Genomic DNA, 21,272 nt, shown 5'->3' on the forward strand with positions numbered 1-21,272 from the left:
AGGAGCAGGAGATGGAGCAGGGACTGGCCGGCAAGCGCGTACTGATCACCGGCGGAACCCGGGGGATCGGCCGCGCCTCGGCGCTGGCCTTCGCACGTGCCGGAGCGAGCGTCGTGGTGGTCTCACGGGGCGCGGGGGAGGACAGCGCATCGCTCACCCGGGAGCTGAAGGAGTTCGGCGACGGCCATCTGCTGCTCCAGGCGGACGTCACCGACGCGGCCGACGTCCGGCAGCTCGCCGAACGGGTCCGGGAGGCGTTCGGCACGCTGGACGTCCTGGTGAACAACGTGGGCGTGGACGGCCAGGTCTGGTTCGGCGAGCTGCCGGAGACCGAGTGGCACCGCGTCTTCGACCACAACGTCACCTCGGCGTACCTGGTGACGCAGGCCGTGCTCGACCTGCTGGCGGACGGCGCCTCGGTGATCAACATCGGTTCGTCCGTCGCACTGCGCGGCCGGGTGCGCGGGGTGCACTACACCGCGTCCAAGGCGGCGCTGATCGGACTGACCCGTGCGCTGTGCAAGGAGCTCGGGCCGCGCTCCATCCGCGTCAACACCATCGCCCCCGGCCTCACCGAGACCGAACCGGGCGCCGGGCTGCCGCCGGAGGCCGTGGAGCGCATCGTCGGGATGACGGCGCTGGGCCGGATCTGCCAGCCGGACGACGTCGCCGGCGCGGTGCTCTTCCTGGCCGGTGACACCTCCCGCTACATCTCCGGCGCCACGCTCAACGTCGACGGCGGTGTCTGACGTGGACATCGGACTGGGCCTGCCCACCACCGTCCCCGACAAGTCAGGGACGGAACTGCCCTCCTGGGCCCGCGAGGCCGAGCAGGCGGGCTTCGCCAGCCTCGGCGTGCTGGACCGGCTGGTGTACGACAACTTCGAGTCGCTCGTCTCGCTGGCCGCCGCCGCGGCGGTGACCGAACGGATCCGGCTCGCCAGCACCATCCTCATCGCGGGCTACCGCGGCGGGGCGGCGCTGCTCGCCAAACAGGCGGCGACCGTCGACGCGATCTCCGGCGGCCGGCTGACCCTCGGGGTCGCGGCCGGCGGCCGGGAGGACGACTACAACGCCACCGGCGCGGACTACCCCGGCCGGGGGCCGCGGCTCGACACCCTCCTGGACGAGCTGCGCGCCACCTGGGACGGCGCGGGACCGGTGCCCGGCATCGGCCCCCGGCCGGACCGCCCGGGCGGGATCCCGCTGCTCGTCGGCGGCCACTCGCGGACCGCGATGCGCCGCTCGGCGAAGTACGGCACCGGCTGGATCGCCGGCGGCAGTTCGGCCACGGACTACGGCGAGCTGGTGCGCCGCGCGAAGGAGGAGTGGACCGCGGCGGGCCGTACCGACCGGCCGCGCATGGTCTCGCTCGTGTACGCCTGCCTCGGCCCGGACGCCGGACCGGTGGCGGGCCGCTATCTGCGCGACTACTACTCCTTCGTGAACGTGAAGGCCGAGCGGGCCGCCACCGGGGTGCTCGTGGACCCGGAGCAGATCCGTGAGGCCGTCGGCGCCTACGAGCAGGCCGGCTGCGACGAGCTGATCCTGCTGCCGTGCACCGCGGACCTCAAGCAGGTCGGCCTGCTGGCCGAAGCCGCGCTCTGACGTTCCGCTCTGCCGAACAGCCACGGCCCGGACTCGACTTCGAGTCCGGGCCGTGGCGTTTTCTGTGCCCGCTGCCGGGGGCCGTACGAGTGCCGGGGGCGGTCCGTCGTGTCAGGTACGACGGACCGCCCCCGGCGGTTTCAGTGCGCTGCCGGTGCGGCGACCGGGTCCAGGCCCGCCGCGCGGGCGAGGACCTCGCCGAGCACGCTGTCGGGGTCCTGGGCCGAGCCGTCCGACCGCCAGGTGACGAACGCGTCCGGCCGGACCAGTACGGCGCCGCCGGGGGAGATCCCGTAGACGCTGTGGAAGTCGCGGTCGGTGGTCCGCAACTCGCTGTCCGGACCCACCACATGAGCCTTCAGCGGCACTCCCAGCGCCGCCGCCGCGTTCTCCGCGGCCTTGGCCCAGGCGGCCCCTGCGGGGTCGGTGAGCAGGACGTAGGAGTCCCAGAAGAGGTCGATGGTGGAGAGGTTGACGCCGTCCCGCTCCAGCCACAGGTGCGGCGCCCGGGTGCCGGGCTCACCGGTGAGTTCCAGGTGCGGGGTGAGGACCGGTCCCGGCTTCTCACTGCTGATCGCCGTGGACACGTACCGGTAGCCGAGGGTGATGATGATGTCGTCCACCATCGTCGCCCGGTCCTCGTCGGAGGCGTAGCCGTGCCGGATGCGGTTGCGGACCATCGCCTGCTCGGCCATGGCCGAGCCGACGGCGTGCCGCTCGTCGTGGTAGGTGTCGAGCAGGGTGTCGCCGGCCCAGCCCTTGATGACCGCGGCGAGTTTCCACGAAAGGTTGTGGGCGTCGTGGATACCCGTGTTGGCCCCGAAACCGCCGGCCGGCGGGTGCAGGTGCGCGGCGTCGCCGGCGAGGAAGACCCGGCCGGTGCGGAAGCGCTCGGCGACCAGCTGAGCGCCCTGCCACGGCACCTTGGCGACGATCTCCACGTCCATCTCCGGCCGCCCGGAGGCCGCCCGGACGATCTCGACGCAGCGTTCGTCGGTGAAGTCCTCGGGCTTCTCGCCCTTGTCGGGGTGGTAGATCGGGGCGGCCAGGAACGGGTTGCAGCCGTGCAGCCTGGACAGGCCCATCAGCGTCCCGTTGACGTTGGCGTAGCACAGGATGAACGGGCGGTCCTTGAGCATGACCTCCAGTTCCGGCGCGGTGAAGTAGATGCTCAGGGCGTCGAACACGGTGCCCCGGCCGGTGCGTTCCACTCCGAGCTGCTGCCGGACCGCGCTGTTGGCACCGTCCCCGCCGACCAGGTAGCCGGCCCGGATGGTGAAGCGCTTGCCGGTGGCCAGCTCCTCGGCGACGGCGGTGACGCCCTCGTCGTCCTGGGTGAACTCCACCAGCCGGGTACCGAAGCGGATGTCGGAGCCGAACTCCCGGGCCTTGTCGACCAGGACCTTCTCGTAACGGTCCTGGCCACAGCCCATCACCCGCTCGGGGCTGACGGTGGGGCCGTCCAGCGAGGGCGACTCCAGGACGACGGCCTTGTCGATCTCGGCGAAGGTGTCGACCTGGATGATCCCGCCCTCGAAGAACGGGTGTGAGTCACCCATCTCCAGGGCCCGGATCTCCTCGCGGATCCCGGCGGCCCGGAACAGCTCCAGGGTCCTGGCCTGCAGGCCAGGCGCGCGGGGCAGGGTCGAGGTGGCTGAGCGCTTCTCCAGCAGCATCGTGCTGATCCCGTGGCGGCCGCTGAAAAGGGCGGTGGACAGGCCGACCGGCCCGGCTCCCACGATGAGAACAGGGATGTTCACGTCATACATGTGTATCCCCTCAGGAACACTGCCATGCGGACTGTCCGCGGCACAGGGTCAGGGGTACTGACCTGGGCTCAAGGATCCCTGGCATCCCGGTCGGGCCCGTGCTCCCGCCTGCGGTTCGAGGCCCCTTCGAGGACAGCTCCACGCGGGACTGGGAAGTTCACGCGATGGCACCGGCGCCTGGTGGCCAGGCGTCCAGGAAGGAGTCCGCCCGATGACGACCAATCCCCCGGACGTCAGCACGGCCGCCGGGATCCTCCGGCTCGGCAACGCGTTCTGCGATGCCAAGGCCCTGCTCACCGCCGTGGAACTCGATCTGTTCACGCAGCTGGCGCAGGCGCCGGGCGGCAAGGCGACCGCCGACGAGGTCAAGGAGCTGCTGTCCCTGCACGGCCGGGGACTGAGTGACTTCCTCGACCTGCTGGTGGCCCTGGAGGTCCTGGAACGCGCCGACGGCGCGTACCGCAACTCCTCCGGCACCGCCCGGCACCTGGTCCGCGGAGGGGACGCCTACATTGGCGGCTTCCTGCTGCGGTCCAGCCGCAATCTGTACCCGGCCTGGGGCCGGCTCGAAGAAGCCCTGCGGACCGGCAAGCAGCAGTCCGGCAGCGACTTCGAGGAGGTCACCAAGAACCAGGCGATCCTGCGTCAGTTCGTCGGCAGCATGGACGCCTTCACCAACGTCCTGGGCGCCGAACTGGTCAAGGCCTTCGACTGGTCCGGCTTCTCGTCGGTCCTGGACGTCGGTGGCGCGCGCGGCAACCTCTGCTCGCAGATCGTCCGGGCCCAGCCGCACCTGGCCGGGCACGTCTTCGACCTGCCGGCCATGGCACCGCTCGCCGCGGAGCTCGCCACCGAACTGGGACTCACCGGCAAGGTCGAGTTCCACGGCGGCAGCTTCTTCGACGACCCGCTGCCGCAGGCCGAAGTGGTGGTGCTGGGCCATGTGCTGCACGACTGGGACCCCAGCCAGCGCAGCTACCTGGTCCACAAGGCCTTCGACGCGGTACTGCCCGGCGGTGCGCTGCTGGTCTACGACCGGATGCTCGACGACGAGCCGGAGCACGCCGAGAACCTGGTCATCAGCCTCGACATGCTGCTGGTGACCGACGGTGGATCGGAGTACCCCGCGGCCGAGATCACCGGCTACGCGGAGCACGCCGGCTTCACCGGCATCGAGGTCACCCCGCTGAGCGACTACGACACCCTGATAGTCGCCCGCAAGGCCGGCTGACACCGCGGCCGCCCGGTACGACGGAGAGCCCCCGGTCCTGGATCCAGGACCGGGGGCTCTCCGCTGTACGAACGGGCCGCGTGGGCCGGTCAGCCCGCGGGCTGCGGCTCCCGCTCGGTCTCCGCCTGCCCGGCGCGGGACGCCGGGACCGGAGCGCCGAAGACGGCCTTCGACGGCCACCACGCGCGGTCGCCGAGTTCCAGCGTCAGAGCCGGCACCAGCAGCGACCGGACGACGATGGTGTCCAGCAGCACACCGAACGCGACGATGAACGCCTGCTCGGCCATGGCCACCATCGGCACGACCGCCAGCGCCGCGAACGTCGCCGCCAGCACCACACCGGCCGAGGTGATGACCCCGCCGGTACGCCGGAGCGCGAAGAGCGTTCCGTTGCGCGTGCCGTGCAGCAGCGCTTCCTCCCTGACCCGGTGCATCAGGAAGATGTTGTAGTCCACGCCGAACGCCACCAGGAAGACGAAGCCCATCAGCGGCACCGAGGGATCCGCGTTGGCGAAGTGGAAGACGTGGTTGAACATCAGTGCCGCCACACCCATGCTGGCCGCGTACGACAGCACGACGGTGGCGATCAGCAGCAGCGGCGCGACCAGCGACCGCAGCAGCAGGGCGAGGACGATCAGGATCGCGATCAGCACCAGCGGGACGACGACCTTGAAGTCGCGGACCCCGCCCACCCGGGTGTCGATCGAGGTGGCGGTGAAGCCGCCGACCTTGGAGTCGGAGCCCGGCACCGCGTGGACGACGTCACGCAGCCGCTTGACCGCGTCGACGGCCGCCGGTGCGTCGGGTGTGGTGGCCAGCACGGCGTCGATCTCCGTGTAGCCGCCGACCTCCTTGGGCAGCCGCGTCACCGAGGTGATGCCGGGGACGCCGCGTGCCGCGGTCGCCACCTGCTCCGCCGCCGCGGCCTTGGTGATGATGGTCACCGGGACGCCCGAGCCGCCCGGGAAGTGGGCGTTGAGCACCTGCTGACCGTGCACCGAGTCGGGCTTCTTGGTGAAGTTGTCCGACACCGAGACCCCGTCGGCCCGGAACTGGGTGGTGAAGGCCGCGGCCAGCACCAGCAGCAGACCCGCGGCGATCCAGATGCCGCGCGGCCGGCGGCCGACCAGCCCGGCGACCTTGCCCCACAGTCCCTCGCCCGTGCGCTCGGCGGTGCCGAAGGCGGGACGGAACGGCCAGAACGCGCCGCGGCCCATCAGGGCGAGCACCGCGGGGACGAAGGTGAGTGCGGCCAGCAGCGAGGCGGCGATGCCGATCGCGGCGACCGGGCCCATGCTCCGGTTGCTGTTGAGATTGCTGAACAGCAGGCACAGGGTGCCCAGGATGACGGTGCCGCCGGAGGCGAGCACCGGCTTGAGCACCGCGCGCCAGGCGGTGGCCAGCGCGTCGTACTTGTTCTGGGTCTTGCGCAGCTCCTCCTGATAGCGGCTGACGAGCAGCAGTGAGTAGTCCGTCGTCGCGCCGACGACGAGCACCGACAGCACGCCCTGGCTCTGTCCCGTGAGGGTCAGACCGCTGTGCTTGGCCAGCCCGTAGACCACGGCGGCGGCCACCCCGGACGCGAAGGCGATGCCCAGCAGAACGAGGACGGGCAGCGTGGGACTGCGGTAGACGAGCAGCAGGACCAGGATCACCAGTCCGACGGCCACCACGAGCAGCTGGCCGTCGATGCTGCTGAAGGCCCCGCCGAAGTCGGAGTACATGCCACCGAGGCCGGTGACATGGCCGGTCAGTCCCGGATGGGTGTCGGCCGTGGCGCGCAGTGCCTTCACCGCGTCCGTGACCGGGTCCATCTGGTTGACCAGCGGGACGGTGAACTGCAGCGCCCGTCCGTCCTTGGACAGCGTGACGGGGCTGATCTGCCCGCGCACACCGGCCAGTTCGGCCGCCGCGGCGGCGTCCGACGCGACCGCCTGGCGGTCGGCGGCGGTGATCCCGGACGCGCGTTCGTAGACGACGACCGCGGGATAGGTCTTGTTGTCGGAGAACTGGGCCTGGAGTTTGTCGGCGTGCACCGACTCGGCCTTGGCGGGCAGATAGGCCGCGCCGTCATTGGTGACCACGTCGCCGAGCTTGCCCTCGAACGATCCGGTCGCACCGCTCACCAGAAGCCATCCGAGGACGAGCAGCAGCGGCACCAGCCACCGCAGCCGGCGACCGGACGCCTCTGTGCGTCTACGGGTCATGGTGGGGCACCTCCGTACATCAGCGGCAGTTCGTATCGAACCGGGGCGGCCATGGTCCCGGTAGGGGCTTGAGCGCAGCTCGAGCGACCACCGCAAGGATCCGGCCAGTCAGTGGCTCGAATGGGGGTTGGAAATGACCAGAATCAAGCCGGTGCGGACACTCACCGGCGCTTGTTTTGCCGCAGTCCTGCTCTTCGCGATGGCGGTACCCGCGTCCGCGGGCACCACCGGGACCACGCGATACGTGGACTGCGCGGCCGGCAGCGACAGCGCTGCCGGGACCGGCACCACCACTGCCTGGCGCAGCCTCACCAAGGTCAACGCCACGGTGCTGCACCCCGGGGACACCCTCCGCTTCAAGGCCGGTACCAGCTGCGGGGGCACGCTCACCCCGCGCGGCTCGGGAACGGCACAACATCCCGTCACGGTCAACACCTACGGATCAGGTTCGGCCGCCCGGATCGACGGCCAGGGCGCTACAGCGGCCGTCTTCCTGCACAACGTCGAGGGATATGTCCTGCGGCATCTCGACATCACGAACACCGGTCCCGCGCCCGCGGCGACCCAGCAGCGCGTCGGGGTCTACGTGCTGCTGGAGGACTACGGGACGGGCCGGCACTACACGGTCGACGATCTGACCGTGCACGACGTCAACGGCTGCGACTGCCGTGACAACGACACCAGCGGCGGCATCGTGTTCACCGCGGGCGGCGCGTCGGTCCCCACCGGATTCGACGACATCCGGGTGACCGGCAACCACGTCACCCATGTGGACCGGGCGGGCATCGGCATCGCCTCGTCCTGGCAGCGCCGGGCGTCCAACCCGACGGGACCCGGCACGCAGTTCGTGCCGAACACCCACGTCCTCATCGAGGAGAACCGGGTCGGCGACACCGGGGGCGACGGGATCATGGTCGTCAACGGGGTGGAACCCCTCGTCCAGCGCAACACGGTCGCGGGCTACAACACCCGCTCCACCGACTACAACGTCGGTGCCTACGCGTGGAACTCCGACCGGGCGGTGTTCCAGTACAACGAGGTCTCCGGCGGGGTGGCCCCCGGGATGGCCTTCGACCTGGAAGGCGGCAGCAGCGACACGCTCTACCAGTACAACTTCAGCCACGACAACGGCGCGGGCTTCCTGTTCATCTGCCCGTCCGGCATCACCGCCAGCGGCGGCACCGTCCGCTACAACATCAGCCAGAACGACCGCGGTGACGGCTTCTTCGGCGTCATCACCAGCCCGTGCGGTGATGAACCCGGCACCAGGATCTACAACAACACCGTCTACGCGCCGACCGCCGCGAACCTGATCCAGGTCTACGGGACCTCGACGATGCAGCTGACCGACAACATCTTCGTCGGCAGCCCCGCCGGATCCGTGATCAGCGACGCGACCAGCACCTACAGCCACAACGTGTACCAGAACGTGGCCGCCGGATCGCCGCTCGGCGCCCACCCGTTCACGGGCGATCCGCTGCTGACCGCCCCCGGCACCGCCCACTCGCGCACCGACACCGCCGGCTACCGGCTGCGCACCGGCTCGCCGGCGCTGCACACCGGAACGCCGGTCGCGGGCAACGGCGGCCGGGACTACTTCGGCAACCCGGTCCCGTCCGCATCCCCGAACATCGGGGCGTACCAGGGCTGCGCCGTCTCCTAGAGCCGGCACGTCAGGTCAGTGGGGCCCGGAGACGGTCGAGGCCAAGTAGGCCGTGAAGTCCGGCCGCTCCGGGACCACCACATGCCGGACCCAGGCGTCCCGCTCGTGCGCCATCGCGGCCATCTCCCAGATGCACGCGGTGGCGTACGCGGGCGCCTCGACGGGCGTGGACAGCGCGTCCCAGTCGGCCAGCCAGGTGCGGGTGTGGAGGATCACGCGGTTGCGGCTCCACCAGCCCACCACCACGTAGCAGGCGTCCTCGTCCTCGTGCACGACGCTGAACGCGTGCGAGGGGAGCCCGGGATGCGGATCCGGCAGCGACAGCCGCACGCCGCGCCGCGCGAACTCCAGGACGTCCGGCGCCGGTACGTCGCGGAACGACGAGACGGTGTACCGCTTGACGGTCCAGCCGTGCTCCGACTCCGGGGCGAGTGTGCTCAGGGCGCGCGGCCGGTACTCCACCGGGCGCGCGCCGACCTGCGTCTGAGGGGTCGTCATGGCGGTGATGGTGACACGCCGTGCGGCGGCCGCCAACCTCCCCTTGAGGGCCCTTCGAGCCCCGCGCGTGACGATGGCGCCGAGAGATCCACGCCCGCGCGTAGGGAGAACTCCAGTGCAGAAGTTCAGCATCGACGACTCGCCCCTGACGAGCGAGTACGGCATCCACATCGGGCGCTGGGAGCAGTACGCGGCCGCCTCAGGGCTGCCGTTCAGCGCCATGTGGTGCCAGGTCCCGGCCAACTCCCAGAGCGTGCTGGACAACCACCCCGAGGTCGAACTCGCCGTGGTCGTCGGCGGCGACGCCGTCTTCACGGTGAACGGCGAGGACACCGCGGCCCCGGCCGGCAGCGCGATCCTGCTCACCCCGGGCGACCGCCATGTGATCACGGCGGGCGACGAGCCCGTCCGCATCCTCAGCATCTACTGGCTGCCGGGCGACGCCGCACCCGCCGGGTCGGAGCCGGAGGGGGCGGAGCCGGCCGATGCCCACTGACCGCGCGCCCGGCACCACCGTCGTCCTGTCGCCGCCGCCCACCCCGAACGGCCCGCTGCACCTGGGCCATCTCGCCGGCCCGTACCTGGCCGCAGACATCGCGGTGCGCGCCGCCCGCCGCCGCGGTGAGCGGGTGTTCGCGCTGTGCGGACTCGACGACCACCAGAACTACGTCCTGTCCAAGGCCCGCCAGGAAGGCAGCGGCGTCCGCGAACTGCGGGACCGCTACGCCGGGCTGATCCGCGGGGTGTTCGACCGCGTCGGCGTCGGCCACGACGGCTTCACCGAACCCCTGGACGACCCCGGCTACCGTGCGGCGGTCGCGGGGTTCCTCGGCGAGCTGGTGGAGGCCGGCACACTGCCCGTCGAGGAGTGGCGGACCCCGGTCTGCGCGAACTGCCCCGGCATCGCCCACCACGCCTACGTCAGCGGGCGCTGCGCGCACTGCGACGGCCCGTCCGGCGGCGGCACCTGCGAGGGCTGCGGAAGCTACACGCCCGCGGCCGCGCTGGTCGACCCGCGATGCACCCGCTGCGGATCACCCGCCACCGGGACGAGGACGGTGACCGGACCCGTCATCCGCCTGGAGGAGTACCGGTCGGTGCTGCAGAACGTCTGGTACCGGGCGGCCCTGCCGCCCCGGGCACGGGAACTGGCCTGGCGGCTGCTGCTCAGTGACGAGCTGCCGACCGTTCCGCTGAGCTACCCCACCGACTGGGGCATCGAGGCGGAAGGCTTCCCCGGCCAGCGCATCGATGTGTGGGCCGAGATGGGCCTCGGCTATCTGCACACCATCGGACGGCGGCTGGAGCCGGGCGCCACCGGACTCGCCGAGCACGTGAAGGCCTGGGACGGCGTCGACTCCGTGTGGACGTTCCTCGGCCTGGACAACGCCTTCTACTACCTGGCTCTGTTCCCGGCGCTGTTCGCCGCCGCCGGGGTACCGCAGAGCGTGCACGGCGGGCTCGTCGTCAACGAGTTCTACCGGCTCGACGGGGCGAAGTTCTCCACCAGTCGCGGCCACGCCGTCTGGGCCCACGAACTGCTGGAGCAGGAGGACCCGCGCGCGGTGCGCGCCTTCCTCAGCTGGGACCGGCCCGCGCCGCACGCCACGAACTTCACCTGGGAGCGGTACCGGGCCGCCACCGCCGGCTGGAACCTCACCGACGGCTCCGGCGGCCCCGACCCCGCGGAACTGGCCCGCGCCGAACAGGCGCTGGCCCTGGAGACCTTCGACAGCGCGCTCGCCGCCCGCTGTCTGCTCGGCGGCACCGGCGGCACCGCGGACGGTCTGCTCGACGTCCTCACCGGCGGCGGAACGGTGGCCGGGCCATGAGGATCTGCGTCGTCGGCGGCGGACTCGCCGGAATGCTGCTCGCCTGGCGCCTGGTGCGCCATCCAGGACTGCGGGTCACCCTGGTCACCGGAGTGCCCGGCACCCGGGACTCCACCGGTGTCTCCGGCGGGCTCGTCCGCGGCTTCGAGACCGACCCCCGGGCGGCCGAACTGGCCGCGCGCAGCCTGCAGGAGCTGCGCTCCAGCGCGCTGCTGCGCGAATGGTCGGAGTACCAGGAGGCCGGATCGCTGTACATCCTGCACTCCGCGCCGCCGCTGCGCCGGCTGATCGACGTGGACCGCAGCCTGCCCGGCTCCGTGCTGATCCTCGACCGCCGTGAGCTGGCCGTCCGCTACGGCTTCAGCGAACTGCCCGAGGAGTCGGCCGCGGTGCTGGAACGGCACGCGGGGCACTTCTCACCCGACGCGCTGCGGCGCGGCGCGCGCGCCGACTTCGCCGCCCGCGGCGGGGTGCTGGACACCACCGACCTGTGCGAGCTCGAGCGGCCGGACGGCGGCGAGGTCAACTACCGCACCGGCGCCGCCCGCGGCACGGCCGACCTGATGGTGGTCGCCGCCGGCGCCTGGACCCGACGGCTGCTCACCGGCCTCGGGCTGCCCGCCCCCGACCTGCGCACCAAGGTCATCCAGTGCGCCGTGTACGCCACATCGGGCGACCGCCCGCCGCCCTTCGTCGACGAGACCAGCGGGCTGTACGGGCGCCCTGCCGGACCCGGCCGGATGCTGCTCGGCCTGCCCACCGACCGCTGGGACACCGACCCCGGCCAGCGGGTGTTCCTCGACCGCGAGGAGCGCACCGTCCGGCGGACCGCCGCCCTGCGGCTGCCCGGCCTGACCCTGAACGCGCCGCACCGCTTCATCGCCATGTCCGAGGCCTACGCCCCCGAGGGCCGGCTCGTCCTGCGGGCGGCACTGCCCTACCCGAGCGGCCTGTTCACCTTCACCGGAGGCAGTGGCGGCGCCGCCAAGACCGCGCTCGCCGCCGCGTCCGTGGCGGCGGCCGAACTGCTGGCACCGATCCCGATCACCGAGGGGGAGCGTTCATGACCGACGACGCGCGCAGCGCCCTGGAGGCCGTCTGCCCGGACCGGGTGATCACCCCCGGCCATCCGGCGTACGACCGTGTGCGGCTGCTGTTCAACGGGATGCACGACCACCGGCCGCGGCTGATCTGCCTGCCGGCCGACACCGCCGAGGTCCAGGGTGCCGTCCGGGCCGCCCGCGACGCGGGTCTGCCGACCACCATCCGCGGCGGCGGCCACAACATCGCCGGGTCCGGATCGCTCGACGGCGGCCTCGTCATCGACCTGCGGCTGCTGAACAGGACCGCCGTCGACCCCGTCGAACGCCTCGCCCGCACCGGCGGCGGCTCCACCTGGGCCGACTTCGACCTGGCGACCACCAGCTACGGGCTGGCCAGCACCGGGGGCACCTTCGACGACACCGGCGTCGGCGGCCTCACCCTCGGCGGCGGCATCGGCCACCTCATGGGCCGGCACGGACTGGCCTGCGACAACGTCGAGTCGTACGTCCTGGTCACCGCGGACGGCGAACGGCTGCACGTCAGCCCGCACACCGACCCGGAGCTGGACTGGGCGCTGCGCGGTGCCGGCCACAACTTCGGCGCCGTCACCGAGTTCACCTTCCGGCTGCATCCCGTCGAGCGGGTCTACGGCGGCTATGTCGCCTACCCCGGCGACGACCCGTCGGCGGCCGTCCGGCTCTTCCGCGACCTCATGCTGGAAGCGCCCGACGACCTGACCTGCACGATGCTGCTCGAGCGCTACGGCCCCGGCCAGGGCCCCGCCGCCGTGATGAGCGTCTGCTACGCGGGCGACGACGAGGAGTACCGCGTCACCCTCGACAAGACACTGCGCCGGATCGACGTCCTGGACTGGCGGATCGAGCACCGCAGCTATGTCTCCATGCAACTGTGCCTGGGACGCCTGCCGTTCGGGCTGCGCCACTACTGGAGCGCCCGGCTGGTGGACGGACTGCCCGACGAACTGGTGGACACGGTCGCCGCGCGCTTCCAGGACGCCCGGATCACCGACCCGTTCAACGACACGGTGCTGCTGGAGCCCATCAACGGCGCGGTCCGCAGGGCCGGTTCCGCCGGGAGCGCGGTGCCCTTCCGTGACGCGGCCTTCAACGTCACCGGCATGGCGATCTGGGACCCCGCCCACCCGGAGGCGGACGAGCAGCAGACCGCGTGGGCCAAGTCCGTCGCGGCGGCCGCGGAACCGCACGGCCGCTGGGGCGACGGCTACATCAACTACGTCGGCGACAGCGGCGCGCCCGGCGCCGACCGGGCGCTGCGCACCTTCGGCCCCGAGGCCTACGGCCGGCTCGCGGCGCTGAAGCGGCGGCTGGACCCGGACAACTTCTTCCGCTCCAACTACAACGTCGCCCCCGGGGCCGGGCGGTGAGCTACGACGGACGGGTCTTCCGCTCACACGCGGCGGAGACCGCCGCCGGGGACGCCACGCCCACCGGTCACTACCACCAGAGCGGCGACCTGGTGTGGGCGGAGTTCTCCGGCGGCGCCGTACGGCTGGGCCGGCTCGTCGGCACGGCCGGTCCCGACGGCGTCCTCACCGCCGCGTACAGCCAGGTGCTGGCCGACGGCCAGGTGGTGTGCGGGACCTGTCTGAGCACCCCCGAGCCGCTGCCCGACGGGCGCGTGCGGCTGCGGGAGGACTGGGAGCGGACGGACGGATCGCGCGGGACCTCCTGGATCGAGGAGGTCCCGCGGGACTGAGCCGTGCCGTCAGCTCTGCAGGTAGCGGCGCAGCTCCCAGTCCGTGACCTCGCGGTGATAGCGGGCGAACTCCGTCCGCTTCACCTCGGCGTAGTAGTCCGCGTACGAACCGTCCGGCACCTTGCCGAGCCCCTCGCGCAGCACCCCGTCGGCGACCAGTTCGTCCACCGCGTGCAGCAGGGTGGGCGGCAGCGGGCGCAGCCCGGCGGGCACCGCGGCCGCCTCCAGGTCACGGGCGACCGGGTCGCCCGGGTCGGCGCCGCGCGCGATCCCGTCGGCGCCCGCCGCGGCGATGCCGGCGATGGCGAGGTACGGGTTGGCCGCGCCGTCCACGCAGCGCACCTCGATCCGCCCGGTGTCGGGGATCCGGACCAGGTGGGTGCGGTTGTTGCCGCCGTAACTGGCGTAACCGGGCGCCCAGCTGGACCGGGACAGCGTGTCGGAGCCGGCGCCGAGCCGCTTGTAGGAGTTGACCGTGGGGCAGGTCAGCGCCATCAGACCGGGCGCGTGGTCCAGCAGCCCGGCGATGAAGCCGTAGCCCAGCGGTGAGGTGTTCAGCCCGCGCGGGTCGTCGGTGTCGTCGAACAGCGACGTTTCGCCCTCCCACAGCGACACGTGCAGATGCAGTCCGCTGCCGGTGAGGTCGGTGAACGGCTTCGGCATGAAGGTGGCGATCAGACCCGACCGGTGCGCCGCCATCTTCGCCAGATGACGGAAGATGATCACACGGTCGGCGGTGCGCAGCGCGTCCGCGTAGCCGAAGTTGTGCTCGAACTGCCCGTTGGCGTCCTCATGGTCGTTGGAGTAGTTCTCCCACCCCAACGCGTCCAGCGAACGGCTGATGGTGGACAGATGGCCGAAGGCGCGGGTGGCGGCGTTGGCGTCGTAGCAGGGCGAGTCGGCGTCATCCAGCTCGTCGGCGACGCTGATCGAACCGTCCTCGGCGCGCCGCACCAGGAAGTACTCGGGCTCCGCGCCGACCTTCAGCTGCCGGCCCTGCTCGGCGAGCAGCCGCAGCTGGTTGCGCAGGATGTGCCGTGGGGCGTACGGCCAGGGCTCGCCCTCGACGTACAGATCGCACTGGATGATGCCCAGCCCGTCCTGCAGCGGCGCCTTGACGTACGAGGTGACGTCGGGGATCGCGACGACGTCGGGGTCGGCCGACGACTGGCCCAGACCGTCCGCGGCGTTGCCGGCGAAACCCAGCCCGTCGCTCAGCAGCTGGTCCAGGGTCCGCACCGGGGCCAGCTTGGCGCAGGGCTTTCCGTACAGGTTGACGAACATGACCAGCAGGAACTCAACGCCGTCCCGGGCGACCGCCCGGGCCAGCTCCTCGGCGTCCCTCGGTGGTGCGGGTGACAACGCCGTCATCGCGGCCTCCAGGGTGGGAATTCAAAGGTGACTCGACGGTCCACGGTGTCCGCCACGGCTCGTGCCGGGCTTGAGACGGACCGGTCAGCATCCGCGCCAGGAGAGCCGGCGGACGCGGGCGATGCCAGGAGGACACAGTGACCATTCAGCGGACAGCGTTGATCACCGGAGCCAACCGAGGGCTCGGCCGCGCGGTCGCCGCCGAACTGCTCGGCCGCGGACTGCGGGTGGTGCTCACCGCGCGGGACGGCGACGCGGCGCTCGCGGCGGCCGCCGAACTCGGCCCCGGCGCGAGCGCGCACGCGCTGGACGTGACCGACACCGAGAGCGTCAAGCGGGCGGCCGAAGGCATCGGCCCGGTCGATGTGCTGGTCTCCAACGCCGGGGTGCTGCTGGACGCCGGCAGCGATCCGCTCGGTGTCTCCCTCGACCTGGTGCAGCGGACCTTCGCGGTGAACCTGCTCGGCAGTTGGCGGGTCGCGCAGGCCTTCGTCCCGGACATGGTGCGACGGGGCTGGGGGCGGGTGGTGTTCATCTCCAGCGGTACCGGCTCCTTCAGCCACGGCCTGTTCACCGCCAGCCCCGGCTACTCGGTGTCGAAGACCGCGGTCAACGGGCTGACCCAGATGCTCGCCGCCCAGACCAAGGACTCCGGGGTACTGGTCAACGCCGTCAACCCCGGCCCGGTCAGGACCCGCATGATGCCGCAGGCGCAGCGCACCGCGGAGGAGGCCGCCGTGGACATCGCGGACGCCGCCACCCTGCCGGACGGCGGCCCCACCGGTACCTTCCGGCGCGGTGAGCAGACCTTCCCCTGGTGACGTCCCGCCGCAGCACGAACGGTCCGGGCCGGTGTGAACCGGCCCGGACCGTTCATGTCGCGCACCCGGCTCAGACGGCGACGGCCTCCAGGCCGTAGTAGAGGAACGGGCAGGGCAGCGCGGTCAGCGAGTCCAGCTGCAGACCGGCCCGGGTGAACAGTTCCTCGAACTCGGTGAGGGTGCGCTCCCGGCCCGTCGTCACGACCATCATCTCGATGTCGAAGATGGAGGCGCCCAGCGCCTCGACCGGGTCCTCGTTGCGGCGCCCCTCGGACAGCACCGAGGTGAACACCACGACACGGCCGCCGGGCGCGAGCCCCTTGCGGCAGTTCTCCAGGATGCGCACGCATTCGTCGTCGTTCCAGTCGTGCAGGATGTTCTTCAGCAGATACGCGTCAGGGCCGGCCGGCACCGAGTCGAAGAACGATCCGGTGGCGATCTCACAGCGGTCCGCGACCCCGGCCACCTCGATGACGGACGGCGCTTCCAGTACCCCGTTGGCGGTGTCGAAGACGCTGCCGATGAGGTTGGGATTGGCGGCGAGGATGGCCGCCAGGTGGGTGCCGTTGCCGCCGCCGACGTCCATCACGTACTTGAAGCGGCTGAAGTCGAACCCGCCGGTGATGGCGGGCAGCTGGACCGCGCTGCCGGCCGCCATCGCGGCGTGGAAGTGCCCGGCGAGCTCGTCGTCCGTCTTCAGGTGGTCGAACAGCCCCTTGCCGTGCACCAGGTCGAACGCGGGCCGGCCGGTCCGGACGGACTCCTCCAGCGCGCCCCACGCCTGCCAGACCGGGGCCGCGGCGTGCATGGCGTCCAGCGGGGCGCCCTGCACCGGGGACTCGCTGCGGTACATGGAGCCGAGCCGGGTCAGCGTGAAGCCGCCCTCCTCGTCCGAGGTGAGCAGGCCCGCCGAGACGGCGGCGCGCAGCAGCCGCTCCAGGAACGGGGCGTGGGTGCCGGTGGCCTCCGCGAGTTCCGCGGCGGTCCGCGTCCCGTCGCCGAGGGCGTCGGGCACTCCGAGCCGGGCGGTGACCCCGGCGATCTGGTAGACGGCGAATCCGAAGAGCAGCGGCAGATACTCCGCCGGAGTCGGCTGGTCGGTGGTCGGACCGGTCATGGCAATCCCCTCAGCCTTTGCGGCAGATCACGAGAGTGTCGAAGTCGGCGAGCGGGCGGTCGGTGACCGAGGCGAACCCGGCGCGGCGCGCCTGCTCGCCGACGTCCTCGGCGCTGTACTCGCCGCCGCCCTCGGTGACCAGCAGCATGTTGAGGCTGGCCACCAGGTTCTCGGTGTCGTCGGCGCGGCGGCCGAGCATGCGGTCGTAGACCAGGACGGTCCCGCCGGGGTTCACCGCCGCGAACGCCCTGTCGAGCAGCAGCCGGCGCTGCGCGGCGTCCCAGTCGTGCAGGATGTGGCCGAGCACGATCACGTCGGCGGGCGGCAGCGGGTCCTGGAAGAAGTCGCCGGGGTGGAAGGACGTCCGCCCGTCCAGGCCGAGTTCGGCCATGTACGCGTGGAAGAACGGCTCCATCTGCGGCAGGTCGAAGACCTGGCCGGTGAGATCCGCGCGGTCCGCGAGCAGCTGGCCCAGCAGATGGCCGCGGCAGCCGCCCGCGTCGAGCACCGAGCGGTACTCGGTGCCCTCCAGGGCCGCCGACAGCTCGACGCCCAGGCCCTGGGTGAGGCCGTCCATCATGCGGACGAACCCGCCGAGCGCCTCCGGGTCGTCGAGCATCCCGGTGAAGTCACCGTCGGCCTGCGGCTTCCCGGAGCGCAGCGCGTCGGCCAGCCGCCCGTACACCGGGTAGAGGTTGACGTCGGCGCCGGTCAGGAAGCCCGCCACACAGCCGGGCCGGCCCGGTACGAGATAGCGGTCGGCGCCCTCGGCGTTGCGGAACCGCCCGTCGGTGTCGCGGCGCAGCAGTCCGAGCGCGGCCAGCAGGCCGAGGAAGTCGGACAGGCCGCGGCCGTGCAGCCCCAGCCGCTCGCCCAGTTCCCCGGCGGTGGCCGGGCCGTCCGCGAGCGTGCCGAACACATCGAGCCGGACGGCGGTGAGCAGTGCCTTGGCGTCGCAGAACCGGTTGCCGAGCCGGAGGATGCCCGCGGCCGTTCCGGTGTCCGCAGCGGTGGATGACATATCGGCGTCTCCCGTTCCTGGCCGCTTCCGCGGCGCGCTCGTGGGCCCGCACTGTCCGGCCGCACTCCCGACCGCGCTGTCGGCCGCGAATCTCCCAGCGCGGGATGGAGGATGACTCGACCCGCCCTGGTACCGGTCGCGTTCCAGCGGCCGTTGAGCCCGCCCCCAGCGCGGCTGCCGACACTGAGGGCTGTCGGAGCCCTGTCACGGAGACGAGAGAGGTGCCAGGTGAGCTCGAGCCCGTCATGCCCGGTCAGTTATCCCTTCCCATGGGCCCCAGCGCCGGACATCCCGCAGGACTGGCGGACGATGCGGGACGCACCGCTGCTGCACGTCGCCCTCCCCAGCGGTGACCCGGCCGTGCTGGTGACCCGGTACAAGGACGTCAGGCGGCTGTTCGCCGACGAGCGGCTGAGCCGCAACACGTCGCGCCACCCCGCCTCCCGCATCTCCGCGGACAACGACCTGTTCGGGGACCCGGAGATCGACAACGACCCGCCGCGCTATCTGGTGGAACGCGCCGTCGTCATGCGGGCGTTCAGCGCCCGCCGGATCGAGGCGCTGCGGCCCGTCGTCCGCGAGATCACCGCGGAGCTGATGGACGCCATGGAGGCCGGGCCGCGCCCGGCCGACCTCATGGAGGCGTTCGCGTACCCGCTGCCCATCCTGGTCATCTGTCACATGCTGGGCGTACCGCCGAAGGACCGGGCGAAGTTCCGCCGGCTCATCGACGGCTACCTCTCGGTGACGGCCCTGCCGGCCGACGAGGTGGAACGCTGCCGCGTCGACTACTGGAACTACCTCAGCGAGCTGATCGCCGACAAGCGGGCCAACCCCGGCGACGACCTGATCAGCGAGCTGATCCGGGTCAGCGAGGAGGACCCGGAGAAGCTGACCGACTACCAGCTCCAGCACTGGGTCAAGACCCTGCTGATCGCCGGCTACGTCACCACCGCCTCGCAGATCGGCACCGGCACCGCCGTCCTGCTGCACCGCCCGGAGGCCGCCGCGGATCTGAAGGCGGACCTGTCGCTGGTGCCGTCCGCGGTCGAGGAACTGCTCCGCTACCAGATGATGGGCACCTCCCTCGGTTCGCTGCGCTACGCGCTGGAGGACATCGAGGTGAGCGACGGCGCGGTCATCCCCAAGGGGTCGACGGTGATGCTGTCGGTCGAGTCCAACATGGACGAGGAGACCTTCCCCGACGCCTGCGCCCTCGACATCCGGCGGCAGGACAACCACCACATGACGTTCGGCGCCGGCATCCACTTCTGTGCCGGGGCCGCGCTCGCCCGGATGGAGCTGCAGGAGGCCACCGACGGTCTGCTGCGCCGCTTCCCCGGACTGCAGCTCGCGATCCCCGGCGAGAAGCTGGTGCGCCCGGTCGGTGGATTCCTCGCCGGGTACGCCGAGATCCCGGTCGTGTGGTGACGGCGGTGGGTGCGATGCGCGTGACCGCCGACAACACGACCTGTGTGACCAGCAGCCTGTGCGTCTACCGGGTCCCGGACGTCTTCGACCAGGACGCGGAGGGCCGGGTCGTGGTCCTCGACGCCGAACCGCCGGCCGAGCTCCAGCACGAGGTGCTGCGGGCCCGGCGCGGCTGCCCGACGCGGTCCATCCAGGTGGAGCTGAACGGGGTGGTGGTCGAGGACCCGGCCCCCGCCCCCGAGGCGCCGGCTAGTTGAGGGGAACGTCCACGCGGGGCCCGGCCGGATTCTCCGGCCGGGCCCCACTGCCGTCCGCCGCGACGACTCCGCCGTCCGCGTCACCGGCGTCCGCCGTACCGCTCCCGCGCGGCAGCAGCGGAGCCAGCGCCACAGCGGCGAGGAACGCGCCGGCCGGGTACCAGAGGCTGTTGGCGGCCGAGTCCGCGAAGTTCCGCCGCAGTGCCTCGGTGGTGGCCGCGGCCACCACCGGGTCCGCGGCCCGGGAGGTGCGGCAGCTCGCCGGGATCCGGTACGGGTCGGCCGCGGCCGACCGGTCGTGCACACAGGCCCGCAGCGCGTCGGCCGCGCCGGGGCCGGCGTCGGCGACCCGGTACTCCTGGGCCCGGGCGTGTGCGTCGCCGCCCGAAGCCACCTGGCCGAAGAAGACCAGACCGCTCAGCCCGATGCCGACCGCGGACGCGAAGTAGATCACCGCGTTCGCCACTCCGGAGCCGCCGCCCGCGTCCCGCTTCGGGACACCGGCGAGCACCAGGTCGACGAGGATCGGGACGACCAGCCCCAGCCCGCAGCCCAGCGCCGTCATACAGCCGAAGAGCCGCCAGAAGCTGAGCGCGTCATGCGAGATGACCTCACTCAGCACCGCGATGGAGGCCGCGACGAGGAGACACCCGGAGACCAGCAGGGCCCGCCCGATGCGCGGGGCGAGGGTGACGGCGAAGCCGCCGAGCAGGAACAGCCCGAGCACCCAGCCGGCGCCGGCCGCACCGGTCCGCAGCGGTGACCAGCCCAGCCCGATCTGGGTGTGCCAGATGACGACCATCTGCTGGGCCAGCAGCGCCGTGTACACCAGCAGCAACAGCACGATGCCCGCGACGAAGGAGCGGCGGCGGAACAGCGCGACGGGCACCAGGGCCGCCTGCGGTCCGCGGCGCCGCTGGTGCCAGCCGAAGAGCAGACCGGCCGGCAGCGCGGCGGCCAGGGCCGCGAGCATCCACGGCGGCCAGCCCGCCGCCCGCCCCTGCTGCAGCGGATAGCTGACCAGCCCGGCCAGCAGCGCCACCAGCACGATGCCGGTGACGTCCAGCCGCAGCGGCCGGTCGGAGCGGGACTCGGGCAGCAGCACCGCCGTGCCGGCCAGCACCAGGGCGCCGATCGGCACGTTCACCAGGAAGATCGCCCGCCAGCCCAGCCCCAGCAGATCGTCGGTGGCCATGATCCCGCCGAGGATCGGGCCGCTGAGCTGCGCCAGGTTCATCACGGTGCCGTAGGCCGCCAGCGCCAAGCCGCGGCGGGTGGCGGGGAAGAGGATCTGGAGCACCGCGAGCACCTGGGGCACCATCAGCGCCCCGAAGCCGCCCTGGACGAACCGGGCGGCGATCAGCACCCCGGCCGTCGGCGCGAGCGCGCAGACGACCGAGACGACGGTGAACCCGGCGACCCCGGTCATGAAGACCCGCTTGCGCCCGTAGATGTCGCCGAGCCGCCCTCCCGGGATCAGGAGGACGGCGAAGGCGAGCGCGTACGAGGCCATGAACCACTGCGCCGAGGCGTAGTCGCTGTGCAGATCACGCTGGATGGACGGGGCCGCGACGCTCACGATCCCCAGGTCCATCATGTCCATGAACGCGGCGAACAGGACGACCAGCAGGCAGGGCCAGGGGCGCCGGACGGTTTCCGTCACGG

General features: G+C 72.0%; 19 protein-coding genes. 12 read left to right on the plus strand and 7 right to left on the minus strand.

All coding sequences use genetic code 11. From position 1 onward, the window contains the following. The first annotated feature begins 11 nt into the window (after positions 1-11). Together LNW72_RS35860 and LNW72_RS35865 are read left to right on the plus strand one after the other, a co-directional pair. Positions 12-749, plus strand: coding sequence for a 3-oxoacyl-ACP reductase family protein (locus LNW72_RS35860; protein WP_250979207.1), 738 nt, complete (start codon positions 12-14; stop codon positions 747-749). Beyond that, entirely contained in the window at positions 742-1,608 is an 867-nt protein-coding gene (locus tag LNW72_RS35865; protein ID WP_250979208.1) for an LLM class flavin-dependent oxidoreductase, read from the plus strand. Before LNW72_RS35860 ends, LNW72_RS35865 begins: the two co-directional genes overlap by 8 nt. A gap of 140 nt (positions 1,609-1,748) precedes the next feature. Here the strand turns inward: LNW72_RS35865 and LNW72_RS35870 are convergent, their stop codons facing one another. Further along, positions 1,749-3,377: an FAD-dependent monooxygenase gene (locus tag LNW72_RS35870; protein ID WP_250979209.1), complete on the minus strand. Its 1,629-nt coding sequence runs from the start codon at positions 3,375-3,377 to the stop codon at positions 1,749-1,751. A 211-nt stretch (positions 3,378-3,588) separates the two neighbouring features. Here LNW72_RS35870 and LNW72_RS35875 point away from each other — a divergent pair, with 211 nt between their 5' ends. Beyond that, positions 3,589-4,608 (plus strand): acetylserotonin O-methyltransferase, encoded by a 1,020-nt coding sequence (locus LNW72_RS35875; RefSeq protein ID WP_250979210.1) that lies wholly within the window; start codon positions 3,589-3,591, stop codon positions 4,606-4,608. An 89-nt stretch (positions 4,609-4,697) separates the two neighbouring features. Here the strand turns inward: LNW72_RS35875 and LNW72_RS35880 are convergent, their stop codons facing one another. Further along, complete coding sequence (locus tag LNW72_RS35880; protein ID WP_250979211.1) at positions 4,698-6,815, minus strand: MMPL family transporter; 2,118 nt, start codon at positions 6,813-6,815, stop codon at positions 4,698-4,700. Positions 6,816-6,948: 133 nt separating this feature from the next. On the opposite strand from LNW72_RS35880, the gene LNW72_RS35885 reads away from it, so the two are divergent. Beyond that, positions 6,949-8,478 carry a right-handed parallel beta-helix repeat-containing protein gene (locus LNW72_RS35885; RefSeq protein WP_250979212.1) on the plus strand — a complete coding sequence of 510 codons (1,530 nt, stop codon included), beginning with the start codon at positions 6,949-6,951 and terminating at the stop codon, positions 8,476-8,478. Positions 8,479-8,493: 15 nt separating this feature from the next. Here LNW72_RS35885 and LNW72_RS35890 read toward each other — a convergent pair whose 3' ends face one another. Then, positions 8,494-8,976, minus strand: a complete 483-nt coding sequence (locus LNW72_RS35890) for a hypothetical protein (RefSeq protein WP_250979213.1) — start codon at positions 8,974-8,976, stop codon at positions 8,494-8,496. A 115-nt stretch (positions 8,977-9,091) separates the two neighbouring features. Here LNW72_RS35890 and LNW72_RS35895 point away from each other — a divergent pair, with 115 nt between their 5' ends. From LNW72_RS35895 to LNW72_RS35915, 5 genes are read left to right on the plus strand one after another with little or no spacing between them, the layout of a single operon-like run. Further along, positions 9,092-9,472, plus strand: coding sequence for a cupin domain-containing protein (locus LNW72_RS35895; RefSeq protein WP_250979214.1), 381 nt, complete (start codon positions 9,092-9,094; stop codon positions 9,470-9,472). Continuing rightward, positions 9,462-10,808, plus strand: a complete 1,347-nt coding sequence (locus tag LNW72_RS35900) for a class I tRNA ligase family protein (RefSeq protein WP_250979215.1) — start codon at positions 9,462-9,464, stop codon at positions 10,806-10,808. Before LNW72_RS35895 ends, LNW72_RS35900 begins: the two co-directional genes overlap by 11 nt. Then, positions 10,805-11,875, plus strand: coding sequence for an FAD-dependent oxidoreductase (locus LNW72_RS35905; RefSeq protein WP_250979216.1), 1,071 nt, complete (start codon positions 10,805-10,807; stop codon positions 11,873-11,875). Before LNW72_RS35900 ends, LNW72_RS35905 begins: the two co-directional genes overlap by 4 nt. Next, on the plus strand, positions 11,872-13,257 hold the full coding sequence (locus LNW72_RS35910; protein WP_250979217.1) for an FAD-binding oxidoreductase: 1,386 nt from the start codon (positions 11,872-11,874) through the stop codon (positions 13,255-13,257). Before LNW72_RS35905 ends, LNW72_RS35910 begins: the two co-directional genes overlap by 4 nt. Continuing rightward, positions 13,254-13,589, plus strand: coding sequence for a hypothetical protein (locus LNW72_RS35915; RefSeq protein ID WP_250979218.1), 336 nt, complete (start codon positions 13,254-13,256; stop codon positions 13,587-13,589). Before LNW72_RS35910 ends, LNW72_RS35915 begins: the two co-directional genes overlap by 4 nt. Before the next feature lie 9 nt (positions 13,590-13,598). Here the strand turns inward: LNW72_RS35915 and glnT are convergent, their stop codons facing one another. Beyond that, a complete protein-coding gene (glnT, locus tag LNW72_RS35920) occupies positions 13,599-14,960 on the minus strand; it encodes a type III glutamate--ammonia ligase (protein WP_250979219.1) in 1,362 nt (453 codons plus the stop codon). A gap of 137 nt (positions 14,961-15,097) precedes the next feature. Between glnT and LNW72_RS35925 the strand changes: the two genes are divergently transcribed. Then, the gene (locus tag LNW72_RS35925) at positions 15,098-15,781 is read left to right on the plus strand and encodes an SDR family oxidoreductase (protein ID WP_250979220.1); all 684 of its coding nucleotides are present in this window, start codon (positions 15,098-15,100) and stop codon (positions 15,779-15,781) included. A gap of 70 nt (positions 15,782-15,851) precedes the next feature. Here LNW72_RS35925 and LNW72_RS35930 read toward each other — a convergent pair whose 3' ends face one another. Continuing rightward, entirely contained in the window at positions 15,852-16,898 is a 1,047-nt protein-coding gene (locus LNW72_RS35930; protein ID WP_250979221.1) for an acetylserotonin O-methyltransferase, read from the minus strand. Positions 16,899-16,908: 10 nt separating this feature from the next. After that, positions 16,909-17,919, minus strand: coding sequence for a methyltransferase (locus LNW72_RS35935; RefSeq protein WP_250979222.1), 1,011 nt, complete (start codon positions 17,917-17,919; stop codon positions 16,909-16,911). 309 nt (positions 17,920-18,228) lie between these two features. Here LNW72_RS35935 and LNW72_RS35940 point away from each other — a divergent pair, with 309 nt between their 5' ends. Both LNW72_RS35940 and LNW72_RS35945 read left to right on the plus strand, forming a co-directional pair. Beyond that, positions 18,229-19,350: a cytochrome P450 gene (locus LNW72_RS35940; RefSeq protein ID WP_250979223.1), complete on the plus strand. Its 1,122-nt coding sequence runs from the start codon at positions 18,229-18,231 to the stop codon at positions 19,348-19,350. A gap of 20 nt (positions 19,351-19,370) precedes the next feature. Next, a complete protein-coding gene (locus LNW72_RS35945; protein WP_308402083.1) occupies positions 19,371-19,607 on the plus strand; it encodes a ferredoxin in 237 nt (78 codons plus the stop codon). Here LNW72_RS35945 and LNW72_RS35950 read toward each other — a convergent pair. Then, positions 19,600-21,270: an MFS transporter gene (locus LNW72_RS35950; RefSeq protein WP_250979225.1), complete on the minus strand. Its 1,671-nt coding sequence runs from the start codon at positions 21,268-21,270 to the stop codon at positions 19,600-19,602. The genes LNW72_RS35945 and LNW72_RS35950 overlap by 8 nt on opposite strands. Positions 21,271-21,272: the final 2 nt, after the last annotated feature.

Origin of the sequence: Streptomyces sp. RKAG293 (assembly GCF_023701745.1) — a bacterium.
GTDB lineage: Bacteria > Actinomycetota > Actinomycetes > Streptomycetales > Streptomycetaceae > Actinacidiphila.